This is a genomic window from Paenibacillus sp. EPM92 (assembly GCF_016586185.1).
In the GTDB taxonomy this organism is placed as follows: domain Bacteria; phylum Bacillota; class Bacilli; order Paenibacillales; family NBRC-103111; genus Paenibacillus_G; species Paenibacillus_G validus.
This window is the reverse complement of the sequence record NZ_BCPS01000068.1, coordinates 181,544-192,777: the sequence shown is the minus strand read 5'-3', so window position 1 is coordinate 192,777 and position 11,234 is coordinate 181,544. Positions and strand designations below refer to the sequence as shown.

13 protein-coding genes, 1 pseudogene and 1 riboswitch are annotated in these 11,234 nt (G+C 53.2%); of the genes and pseudogenes, 11 read left to right on the top strand and 3 right to left on the bottom strand.

Translation table 11 applies throughout. The annotated features are described in order from the left end of the window. From JMF85_RS16050 to JMF85_RS16035, 4 genes and pseudogenes are all read left to right on the top strand, one after another. Positions 1–568 (top strand): annotated as a pseudogene (locus tag JMF85_RS16050) (ParB/RepB/Spo0J family partition protein); the annotation flags it as partial. A 128-nt stretch (positions 569–696) separates the two neighbouring features. Next, positions 697–963 carry a helix-turn-helix domain-containing protein gene (locus tag JMF85_RS16045; protein ID WP_201318503.1) on the top strand — a complete coding sequence of 89 codons (267 nt, stop codon included), beginning with the start codon at positions 697–699 and terminating at the stop codon, positions 961–963. 192 nt (positions 964–1,155) lie between these two features. Beyond that, positions 1,156–1,494, top strand: coding sequence for a TnpV protein (locus JMF85_RS16040; protein ID WP_201318502.1), 339 nt, complete (start codon positions 1,156–1,158; stop codon positions 1,492–1,494). A 334-nt stretch (positions 1,495–1,828) separates the two neighbouring features. Beyond that, positions 1,829–2,164: a plasmid mobilization protein gene (locus tag JMF85_RS16035; RefSeq protein WP_201318501.1), complete on the top strand. Its 336-nt coding sequence runs from the start codon at positions 1,829–1,831 to the stop codon at positions 2,162–2,164. Positions 2,165–2,296: 132 nt separating this feature from the next. Here the strand turns inward: JMF85_RS16035 and JMF85_RS16030 are convergent, their stop codons facing one another. Then, on the bottom strand, positions 2,297–2,533 hold the full coding sequence (locus JMF85_RS16030) for a helix-turn-helix domain-containing protein (protein WP_236595869.1): 237 nt from the start codon (positions 2,531–2,533) through the stop codon (positions 2,297–2,299). Positions 2,534–2,762: 229 nt separating this feature from the next. Between JMF85_RS16030 and JMF85_RS16025 the strand changes: the two genes are divergently transcribed. The 6 genes from JMF85_RS16025 to JMF85_RS28415 all read left to right on the top strand — a co-directional run bounded on the left by JMF85_RS16025 (position 2,763) and on the right by JMF85_RS28415 (position 5,946). Then, positions 2,763–3,092 (top strand): hypothetical protein, encoded by a 330-nt coding sequence (locus JMF85_RS16025; protein WP_201318500.1) that lies wholly within the window; start codon positions 2,763–2,765, stop codon positions 3,090–3,092. Between the two features lie 125 nt (positions 3,093–3,217). Further along, a complete protein-coding gene (locus tag JMF85_RS16020; RefSeq protein ID WP_201318499.1) occupies positions 3,218–3,406 on the top strand; it encodes an aspartyl-phosphate phosphatase Spo0E family protein in 189 nt (62 codons plus the stop codon). Positions 3,407–3,525: 119 nt separating this feature from the next. Then, on the top strand, positions 3,526–3,933 hold the full coding sequence (locus tag JMF85_RS16015; RefSeq protein ID WP_201318498.1) for a DUF6075 family protein: 408 nt from the start codon (positions 3,526–3,528) through the stop codon (positions 3,931–3,933). A 57-nt stretch (positions 3,934–3,990) separates the two neighbouring features. Next, on the top strand, positions 3,991–4,296 hold the full coding sequence (locus JMF85_RS16010; RefSeq protein ID WP_201318497.1) for a hypothetical protein: 306 nt from the start codon (positions 3,991–3,993) through the stop codon (positions 4,294–4,296). A 109-nt stretch (positions 4,297–4,405) separates the two neighbouring features. Beyond that, positions 4,406–5,098 (top strand): recombinase family protein, encoded by a 693-nt coding sequence (locus JMF85_RS28420; RefSeq protein WP_201318496.1) that lies wholly within the window; start codon positions 4,406–4,408, stop codon positions 5,096–5,098. After that, positions 5,092–5,946 (top strand): DUF4368 domain-containing protein, encoded by an 855-nt coding sequence (locus tag JMF85_RS28415; RefSeq protein ID WP_201318495.1) that lies wholly within the window; start codon positions 5,092–5,094, stop codon positions 5,944–5,946. The genes JMF85_RS28420 and JMF85_RS28415 overlap by 7 nt, the downstream gene beginning before the upstream one ends. Positions 5,947–6,050: 104 nt before the next feature. Here the strand turns inward: JMF85_RS28415 and JMF85_RS15995 are convergent, their stop codons facing one another. Continuing rightward, positions 6,051–7,640, bottom strand: a complete 1,590-nt coding sequence (locus JMF85_RS15995) for an ABC transporter substrate-binding protein (protein ID WP_236595870.1) — start codon at positions 7,638–7,640, stop codon at positions 6,051–6,053. Between the two features lie 235 nt (positions 7,641–7,875). Beyond that, a riboswitch (cobalamin riboswitch) is annotated at positions 7,876–8,080 on the top strand. A 152-nt stretch (positions 8,081–8,232) separates the two neighbouring features. Between JMF85_RS15995 and metE the strand changes: the two genes are divergently transcribed. Beyond that, positions 8,233–10,527: a 5-methyltetrahydropteroyltriglutamate--homocysteine S-methyltransferase gene (gene metE / locus JMF85_RS15990; RefSeq protein ID WP_201318494.1), complete on the top strand. Its 2,295-nt coding sequence runs from the start codon at positions 8,233–8,235 to the stop codon at positions 10,525–10,527. Between the two features lie 163 nt (positions 10,528–10,690). Here metE and JMF85_RS15985 read toward each other — a convergent pair whose 3' ends face one another. Then, a complete protein-coding gene (locus JMF85_RS15985; protein ID WP_201318493.1) occupies positions 10,691–11,215 on the bottom strand; it encodes a redoxin domain-containing protein in 525 nt (174 codons plus the stop codon). Positions 11,216–11,234: the final 19 nt, after the last annotated feature.

Genomic DNA, 11,234 nt, shown 5'->3' with positions numbered 1-11,234 from the left:
TCTTCAGCGGGAATATGTATCGCCGAGTGAAAAAGCATTCGCCTACAAAATGAAGCTGGAGGCGATGAAACGGCAAGCCGGGAGACCAGGTAAAGAAAATGTGTCCCAACTTGGGACACAAAAACGTTCCGATCAGCTTCTGGCCGATCAAGTCGGAGAAAGCCGGAATCAGATTCAACGGTATATCCGCCTTACCGAACTCGTTCCCACCATTCTTGAAATGGTCGATCAGAAACGGATTGCATTCAGCCCTGCGGTGGAAATCTCTTATTTGCCCGAGAACGAACAGCAGGCTCTGCTGGAAAAGATGCAAGCCGAGGAATGCACGCCCTCGCTTTCTCAGGCGCAACGCACGAAAAGGCTTAGCCAATCGGGTAATCTGAACACGGATGTGATCGCCGCGATTTTGGAGGAAGAAAAGCCCATGCAAAAAGAAAAACTGTTCATTCCCAAGGAACGTTTCGAAGGTTTGTTGCCGAGGGAATTTACAGAGAAGCAACTGGAAGATTTACTTGTGCAATTGTTGAAGGAGTGGTCGCGCAAACGGAAACGGGAGCATGAGCGGTAAATGAATCTGCCGCTGCTTACCAGCCGGGAAAAACATACCCCTGACAAGCGTGGCATCTCTGCGCCCAGCCGATTTTGCGCTTATGCAAGCAATGAGCGCGGCGGAGACTACAATGATTGGAGGACGAAATGAACGATCTGACTCGTTATCGACTACTAGCTGGAGCTGCGTTACCATCATCAGCCAAGCTTCTGTACAGCTATCTGCTGGACTTGGCGGGCGGGCGAACCGGCACCGTATGGCTTTCCTCCCGCCGACTTGCAGCGGAGGTAGGAGTCTCCTCCTCTGCGGTTCGTCGCAATTTGCATCGTCTGGAGCAATGCGGTTTGATCCGTCTTAAATCCCGCTATTCCGCTGAAGGAGCGCGGCTGACTAACAAAATTACGATGCTGTAGCTTTTTTCGAAACACGATGTTGTAGTGCCATATCGAGAAGTCTGACTGCACGCGAAAACAGTCCAGTCGAAGGAATAACCGCGGGAATGAAAGCGGCAATTAAGAGGAAGCTGTCCCCGCTTTGCCTCATCATTGCGAGACAGGAAGCATTTCCGCACAATGGTAATAGACCGCGCGAAGGGATGATCGTATATGGAACTGATGTACAGAATGAATGGAAATTATCAGCTGCCGAATCTGGCACCGCCCGCACCAATCCGAATCGGAAAGTATGGCATGTTGCGGAAGACGTTTCTGAAGAATGAACGAAAGGGCTCCTACGCCCATCTGCTGCTGTCGGAGCAGTTGAATTCGCATCTGGCGGAAATTGATCAGACGGCGCAAGAGCAAGTTGAATGGACAATGGCGCGGTTGTTGGAACGACATCCAGCCCCGGATAAAGCGGCTCATCCATTGGACTGGACAAGCCATATGAACGGCCTGAAGCAACAAGCGGAGGAATTGGTTTTGAGTGAACTTATCTATAGCTAAATAAGCATGGACGGAAAACGGAAGGCTGCGGCCTTCCGTTTTCTCATAGTCGAAACCATGACGCATTTTAGCATGTCACGCCTTTGCGCTGCCCCGGTGTAAGCAGAGGATGTTGGGCAAAAGCCGTCCCCTCTCTTTCCCGGCAGGTGCTTTCAGGGCAACGTGCAACGTTGCAGCAAGCACTGAATTTGGCTGGCCACCAAATACGCTTGTTAGGGACTGCGACCCTAAGACCCCTATTTTCTCGCATCAATTGGCCTCTGATGGCAGCGATAGCAATTAACGATGATTCGATTTCCGAGGAACAGCTTGTTCCATCGAAAGGAGCATTTCTATGCGTGTACGAAAGATTAAAATCATGGTTCGCTTAAATGAGAAGGAACGAAATCACCTGGTTCGACAGGTGAAAAAGTCTGGCCTTTCTCAGGAGGCTTTAGTCCGCGCCCTGATTAACGGCTATATTCCAAAACCACTGCCTCCCCTTGACTACCACGCGCTGATCCGTGAGCTTCATGCCATCGGAAATAACCTGAACCAGTTGGCGGTGAAGGCTCATGCAACCGGGCGTCTGGACAGAGAAGTCTTTCAACAAGAAGCGGATCAATTGCGCCGCGCTGTGTTGCAGATTCAGAAGGCCGTAACAGAACCAGAGCGAAGGACTGATCAGTAGAGCTTCTACCGAGATTCGTCAAACGGAAGGAGCGAGATCCCGGTCTTGCCCTTCCTGAATTTTTGTAAATGGATTTACAGACGCTGTACTGTCAAGTATTGGAGCCATTCAAAGGAAGCTGACTGGTGGAGTTCAAGAGCGTTTTTTTGCGCGGGGAGGATAAGGCGTTTTTTGATCCGTGCGGCCAAGCAAATAATCGATGCTCGTTTGATGAAAATCGGCCAATGCAATTAAGAGCGCTGTCGGAATATCCAACTTCCCTCGTTCGTAATCGCTGTAGGTTCGCTGCTTGATGTTCAGATACTCGCACAGTTTCTCTTGTGATAAATCCTTATCTTCACGCATGTTCCGTATTCGTTCATAGACCACAGGTACTCACCTCAAGATGAGTATAGTTCAGTGGATAATCCACTCTTTACTTTCAGTGTGTTATACACTAGAATTTCTTGTATGCGCCCTTTTTATACAGGAAAATCCTTTTGGAGTAAGAGCGAGTTGGGGCGAAGCGCCTGCCTTGCGGAAGCTGAGCATCGGCTGCTTTACTCGGTAGGATTTGAACGCTCTTCAAAAAAAAACGGTTTTTCGGATAAGGACAAAGGTGATGATTGCAACGCATTCTACGAAAATGGCAGTCCTGACTGTCCTTTATCTGAAACGGGAACGGTTGGGGCTGAGCTATGAAGATACGCTTGCCTTGGCGGACGAAATTGCGCGATACATTTTGAATTTTCAGCGAATCGAAGCGGAGGTCATTTTGGAAGCCAGTACAACACTATGGAACAAGGGCGGACGCAGAGCGCTCGGCCAATTATCGGTGCAGCAATTGCTGGACATTATGGAGGCCGCTCAGCATGCGAGCGTAGACCAGCCTTTTGTGGATGAGCTGTACAAGGAGCTGCGACGCAAGCTAACGCAAGAACAGGGTTGAATAGCAGGGGAACCTGTAAATAGCCATGTGCGCTCCTTGTTCGGCCGACCAGCTACGGTCTGCAAAAGGGGGCTACGTAACGAGGCGGCATGACCTGTAATCCGAAGGAGGACACTCACAGCATCATGAAAGGAGCAAACGAACTTCTAAAACATATTGAATGCGTCCGCAGAGAACTGAATGAGCAAGCGCTTCGCTTTGGCCTTCAAAGCCATGCGGTGCTTGAAAAATCAAGAGAATTGGATAAGCTACTGAATGCCTATCAATCTACAGAATCGGGGGCGCACATGGATTCAAACCGGAGATCGCTATAATTTTTAGGGTGATTGCTACAGAGGTGCCCGATTCGGGTTCCAAAATGAAACGGTTAGTAGAAGGCTCCAATCAGGATGCCCTTCGACTAACCGTTTTATTTTGAGAGGAGAGCGAGAACATGAAGCCGCCCGTTTTTCACGACTCCGAGCATGAAGCCTTCTACTACCGGATGTTAACTGAGCATCGCTGTACCGACAGCTACCATCGAGCATTGTTTTACACACTGGGCTTGTCGAAAGATACCCGCGCCCATATTCAAGAATTGTTCGACTTTTCCGATGGCGGCATCAAGCCGGAAGGACTATCTGTTTCCTGGCAAACCGGAGGTTCCATCCGTATTTGTCGATTGGCGTTCAATCTTTGGAATGGTTGGAGCCAGATCGGAGAGGAACGCTTTTCAACCCCGTATGAACTGTTTGATTGCGAAGCCGCTCCCTATTTCTTTGAAGCGATACGTCTGCGCTATCCGGAATATACTCGCCATCATGCTCCAGTCGTCAAGCCACATACCGAGCGTATCCGGTAATTGAAGTCAGCGGGATATGTGGAAGAAATGGATCGCCATGATCGGGGGGAGTGGATTATGAAGGAAGAACAGCAGCCTCTGCCGTCTGTTCCGGCGGAGGGGATCGAACAGAAACGGGATGGCAGCATTAACCCAACAGAAGACCACCCTATGCGCGAGATGCAGATGGGGAAAAGCTTGTATATCGTGCAATGTCACTATATCGGCAATGAAACGCTAGGCGATAAATCGAACGGCTTGTTTTGCGAACGTGGGAGGACGAAGCGTTCAGGATTCGATGAACCAGGAAGGGAATCCGCGAGATTCCCTTTTCTCATGGACGCTTGGCACACTACTTGCTGCTTCAGAAATCCAGTATACTGAAATCAGCCGATTTGTTGCTGGGAAAGGACGGAGGATGAAAAAACAACAGCAAACCCGAACTGCGATCTACTGTCGTTTGAGTCGGGACGATGAGCAGAGTGGCGAAAGCATGAGCATTGAAAATCAACGGATTTTGCTCCGGCGTTACGCGAAGGAGCAGGGCTTTGAAGTGGTTGAGGTTTACACGGACGACGGATGGAGTGGCACCAACTTTGATCGCCCCGACTTCCAACGAATGAAGCGAGACATTGAGAGCGGCGGCATTGATATTGTGCTGGTGAAGGATTTGAGCCGCTTGGGCCGCAATCAAATCGAGACGAGCCTGTGCATTCAGGTGTTCTTCCCGGAGCATCAAGTGCGGTTTATTGCCGTAAGCGAGAAAATTGACACTGCAAAAGGCGAAGACGACTTCATGGAACTGCGGAATCTGTTCAATGAATGGTTCGTCCGCGATACGAGCCGGAAGGTCAAGAGTGGCTATCGCCAGCGGGCGTTAAACGGCGATTACACGGGAGCCTTTGCCCCTTACGGCTACTGCAAGGATGAGCAGAACAAGCATAAGCTGGTTCCCGACGAACGTACGACCGCGATTGTGCAGCGTATTTTCCGGTTGGCGGTGGAGGGTCACAGTCCCTATAAAATCGGCAGATTGCTGCGGGAAGATCGGGTTTTAACGCCACGCGCCTACTTGGCAGAGCAGCATCAGCGTTACTTGAAAGTCGTCAATACCCGGCATCCGTATGATTGGGGCGCAACAACCGTCAAGGCCATTCTCCAGAACAAGGCGCATGGCATATGGTGAGCCATAAGGCAACCAAGCCCTCCTTCAAGAAAAAGCGAGTGGTCGCCGTACCCGAGGACGAATGGATTGAGGTTCGGAATACGCATGAGCCGCTGATTGACGAGGAACCCTTTGCTTTGGCGCAAAAGGTGATTCGTATGAAGAAGCGCCCGACCAAAGAGGGCGAGCATCAAATCTTCGCGGGATTACTGAAATGCTCGACCTGCGGCCAAGGCTTGTCCTTTGCTCGCGGCGGCAGCAGCAAGACCAGCGGCGGTAAAGGCGGACGCGGTAGCTTTGCCTGCAACCAGTCGAGAACGCGCGGCAAAGCGTATTGCAGCTTCCATTACATCAGCTATGTGGACATCTACGAGATTATATTGGCCGACATCCGGCGACATGCGCAGGCGGCCAAGGAGAAAGAAAGCACCTTTGCAGAGAAGCTTGCCACTCAGAGCCAGAACCAGCAGAAAAAGCAATGGCGTGAAGCCATGAAAGAGCGCGTCAGGTTGAACAGCCGGGAAAGCGAGTTGCAAACCATTCAGCGGAAGCTTTATGAGGACAATGCTTTAGGAAAAATCACGGACGAGCAGTATACGGCGTTGTCGCGAGATTTTACAGAAGAGCAAGCTCAACTGAAGGAGCGGCTCAAGCTGCTGGAAGAACAGCTTAACCAGGCAGAGAGCAAGCAGGAAAACACGACTCGATTTTTGGAACTGGTACGCGAGTACACGGATATGAAGGAATTAACAAAGCCTATTTTGAATGAACTGATTGACAAGGTTGTTGTGTATGATGCTGAGAAGATAAACAGCAAGCGCGTACAGCGCATTGATATTTATTACCGATTCGTCGGTCTAATTTCGTAAACGACTGAGGTTGTTACCTCGTTCAAAATAGACTACTCCTTTGTTTAGTACAAACCGGCCTGCCGCCAGAACGGCGTTCCCCCCTGCCCTTGACTTTCGCCGCGTCAGGAGTTCCATCGCCATTCCTCAATGTTGTCGGTTACCGGCCATCCGTGTCCGTGCGGATGAATCTTCTGCTTGCCGATATCGAGGCCCAGCTTCACCAGATACAAGTGGTCCAGGTTCACGAGCCAGGCCCAAGGCGCATCCCCCTGCGCGCTCAAGCCGGTTTGGCCGTCCCACTGGGCTTTTTTCCACAGATTCCAGGCGTCTTTCTCATGGATCGCCTTCAAAGCCTGACTCATGTAAGCCTCAACGGCCGGTTTGTGGTAAAATCCGGGATTGTAATAATCGACGCCGCTGAACTTGCTGCTGTACACATTGTACATTTCCACCGGATCGTGGCTTCCCCAGCCGAAGAGAACCGCATTCGCATGCATTTGCTTGCCAATGTCATCCCAGCTTTTCCCTTCCACCTTGACTTGAATGCCAAGCGGCTTGAGCCAATCGGCTGCGGCGAGAGCAAGTGACTGGCGGGTGACGTCGCTTGACGGGTAGATGAGGGTAAACTCGGCCTTCAGAGCGCCTTTCTCCACGATGCCGTCGCCGTTCGTATCCTTCCATCCGTCGTCCGCAAGCAGCTGCTTCGCCGCATTCATATCGCCGTCTTGAATGACGGCCTCGGCATTAAACCAGGGCAGCCCGTCATTAATCGTATACGCGGGCGTGCCGTGTCCCTCCAAGACGCCTTGAACCAGCGCCTTGCGGTCCAGCGCCAGATTGATCGCCTTGCGGATCGACAATTCCGCGGTGACATCGTTGCCGACCGGATATCCTTCTTTCGTTTGGCCGCCCGATTTTACGTAGGGAAACATGATTCCGCGGTTGTCCACCGTATGTATAGCTTCAAGCTGCATGCCGCTCACCTGCTGTTTGCTGAACGCCGCAGGGATAGCCGCCATATCGACCGTTCCGGCTTTGGCGGCGGCGAAAGCCGCATCCTCGGCAAGAAACAGGAATGTGATTTTCTTGAAGTAGGGCTTCGTCCCGTAATATTCGGGATTCGGCTCGACGATCAGCTGCTTCCCTTGATCCCATTGCACCAGCTTATAAGGGCCGGAGCCGACCGGTTTTTTGGCATAATCGCTGCCGTGCGCATGCTTCGGAACGATACCTGTGCTCACAAGCATCTGGGCGAAGGTCGATTGCGGTTCCTTCAATGAAAACTTGACCGTATGCTCGTCCGCCGCCGCCACATCCTTGACATTGCTTAAATCGATGGCAGAGCCGCTTGCGGCTGCGGTTTGGAACGTATACTGAACGTCGGCGGCCGTTAACGGATGCCCGTCGGAAAATTTGACATCCTTCCGCAGCTTCACTGTCCAGTCCAGACCGTCCCCGCTGACCTCATAGCCCGTTGCAAGATCGTTGACGATCTTCAAGCTGCTGTCGCGCTTGAGCAGCGTGCTTTGAAACAACGGAGATCCGTAGCGCCCCCATCCCGTTGTCGGATCGAAGCCTCCCTCCGGCTCGCCGCCTATCGCAAGAACAAGCTCCTCCTTCGGGGCGGCCGCCTGCTCGGTCTTGGCCCGGGTGCAGCCGCTGATGCAAAGCGCTGCCACTAACAGCATCATTAGCGTCCATCGTAAACACATTTTCAAACTCAAACACTCCTTCGAATTAAGTTGTTAACGTGTGCAGTAGCACGATTCAGGTATATAGTAGCACTTGCATAGCGTAGCACATGAAACCAATTTCTGTCACTACAATTGTGCTATTATTTTTAAACTTTGTGTTACAACAACCGCTGCTCTGCCTCTTCTCCGCTTGTTCGTAAAAAAGGTTTGAATAAACCTAAGAAATATTGTACTATTACTCGGTATTCAATAATTGAATCATGTGGAAATAGGTGCTCCGGACCGGTCGTTATGCCGGGCGGAGCTTAAAAGGGAAGTTCGGTGAAATGCCGACGCGGTCCCGCCACTGTAACAGAGGAGTCGAACGTCACCCGGCGCCACTAATCCTTCGGATTGGGAAGGCCGACGCAAGACGATGATTCTGGAGCCAGGAGACCTGCCTATTTTGACAGCACTGCTTTTACCTACGGGAGATAGGGAGGTGTTAAAGATGGCAGCCGCCGTACAAACAATCGGGAGGCATCTTTACCCTTGACTTTTACTGGGTAAAGATGCCTTTTTTGCATGGGAAAGCACCGCTTATGAAAACAAATGAACTGGAGGAATACCTATGAACCGAGCATTAAGCAGCAACCTGGGATATCCGCGAATCGGCGGCGGGCGCGAATGGAAAAAAGCGCTTGAGGCCTTCTGGGCCGGAAAGCTGCAGGAGACGGAGCTGGTCAGCCGCATGGAAGAAATACGGCTCAACCATCTTCGCACCCAGCAGGCGAGCGGTATCGACTTGATCCCTGTCAACGATTTCACCTTCTACGACCACATGCTGGATACGGCAGCGATGTTCGGGCTCGTGCCCGGCCGCTTCGGTTACGAAGGCGGCGAAGTGCCGCTGAGCGCCTATTTCGCGATGGCCCGCGGCAGCGAGGGCGCCCCGGCCTGCGAGATGACCAAATGGTTTAACACCAACTACCACTACATTGTGCCGGAGCTGAACGGCGCCGAGCCGCAGCTGACCGTGAACAAACCGCTCCTGGCCTACCGGGAAGCCAAACTCCGTCTCGGCATTGAAGGCAAGCCCGTCCTGATCGGGCCGTACACGTTCCTGAAGCTGTCCAAGGGCTACAAGACCGAGCACTTCGATAAGCTGCTGGAGCGGTTCGTGCCTTTGTATGCCCGCATATTGAGCGAGCTTGAGCAGGATGGCGCGCAATGGGTGCAGATCGACGAGCCGATTCTTGCGACCTCATTAACGGAAGCCGATATGGAGCGGGTCGCATTCGTTTACAAGAAGCTGCACGAAGCGGCCCCACGTCTTAAGCTGATGCTGCAAACGTACTTCGACGCCGTCGATCTGTATGAACACATCGCTGCGCTGCCGGTGCAAGGCATTGGCCTCGACTTCGCTCACGGGCTGGACAAAAACAGCGAGCATTTGCTGCAATATGGATTTCCTGCAGATAAGACGCTTGGCGTCGGCTTGATCGACGGACGAGGCATTTGGCGTTCCGATCTGGACGCGCGGCTCCGGCTGCTCCACACGTTGTCCCCGATCGTCCCGTATGAGAGAATGATGATCCAGCCAAGCTGCAGCCTGCTTCATGTTCCGGTCACGGCCGCACATGAAACGAAGCTGGAGCCTACGCTGCGGAACGCACTTGCGTTCGCAAACGAGAAGCTCGAGGAGCTCGTACTATTGACCCGAGCCGTGAACGAAGGTCCCGCGGCAATCGCAGCCGAGCTGGAACAAAGCCGTCAAGCGGTTCAGGAGCTCAACGCCTCCCCTTCCCGAAACAACGAACGGGTGCAGTCCGAAACGAGCCGGATCGCCCTCCAGCCGTCCGAGCGGAGCCGGCCCTTTGCGGAGCGGCGTGCCGTTCAGCAGAGCAAGTGGAACTTGCCGTTCCTGCCCACGACTACGATCGGCAGCTTCCCGCAGACGCTCGAAGTGAGACAGGCCCGGAAACATTGGAGAAGCGGCGAATGGAGCCAGGAGCAGTATGAAGCCTTTATCCGGGAACAAATTCGGACCTGGATCGCTTTGCAGGAGGAATTGGATCTGGATGTGCTCGTTCACGGTGAATTTGAACGGACGGATATGGTGGAATTTTTCGGCGAGAAACTGGACGGTTTTGCGTTCACGTCGAACGGCTGGGTACAGTCCTACGGCTCCCGCTGCGTGAAGCCGCCTGTCATATACGGCGACGTGGAATTCACAAAGCCGATGACGGTCGATGAAACCGTCTATGCGCAGAGCTTGACCGCTAAACCGGTCAAAGGCATGCTGACGGGCCCGATTACCATTCTGAACTGGTCCTTCGTCCGGGACGATATCCCGCGGGAGACGGTGGCCTATCAGATCGCTTTGGCGCTTCGCCGCGAAGTGGAAGCGCTCGAACGCGCCGGTGTGGAAATGATCCAGATGGACGAGCCTGCACTTCGCGAGGGGCTGCCGCTGAAGCGGGAAGATTGGCAGAAGTATCTGGAGTGGTCGGTGCTTGCCTTCCGGCTGGCTACATCGACGGTCAAGGATACGACGCAAATCCATACGCATATGTGCTACTGCGAGTTTCACGATATTATCGATTCGATCCGTGCCCTGGATGCGGACGTCATCTCCATCGAGACGTCCCGCAGCCACGGCGAATTGATGCACAGCTTCGAGGAGCACACCTACGATCACGGCATCGGTCTTGGCGTGTACGACATTCACAGTCCGAGAGTGCCTTCCGTGGATGAGATGGTGCGAATGATCGACCGCGCGCTTGCCGTGCTGGACCCCGAATTGTTCTGGATCAATCCGGACTGCGGACTCAAGACGAGAGGCGTTGACGAAACGATCGCAGCCCTCCGGAATATGGTCGCTGCCGCCAAACAGTACCGGGAACAAAGCTTAAAACCGGTCTGATACATGCTCCAGCGGGCTTAACGACTCGCAGGAAACATATCCGCCACACAACAACACAACGGCCGCTTTCCGATTATCGTCGGTAAAGCGGCCGCTCTATTCATTCGGGAAGCCGATGTTCACGACATCGGACAACCCGTCGGATGAAACGATAAAGACAGGTTTACGGCCGTATGCTGCGCAACAGTTCCTTGACCTGACCACTACCGGCCATCTCCCCGGGAACGACGCTCACGATGCAGCCATCGCTGTCGATCAGGATGGAGGTCGGCAGGCCGACGATCTGATAGCTCCGGGCCGCCTCTCCGCTCGGATCAAGCAGCACGGGAAAGGCCAGTCCTTGCCGCGAAGCGAACTCGCTCACCGTTCCTCTGGACTCCCCCACATTAACGGCCACGATCTCCACACCTGGCATCCCGGTGCGATAAGCTTCATTCATGCGCGGCATTTCGCTAACGCAAGGGCCGCACCAGGAAGCCCAAAAGTTCAGAAGAACGCCCTTCCCGCGATAATCGGACAGCTTGACGGCGCTTCCGTCCAGACCGATTATCGAGAAATCGGGTGCTTGTCCTCCAGGCCGAATCGTTCCGGCTTCGCGTGTACCCGATTGCACCAGCGCATAAACTGCCGCTGCCAAGATGAGCGTTACCGCCAGCAGGGCCATCCATTTTCGCCCAGCGGTCCCCATTCGCTTCCCTCCTTCCAGA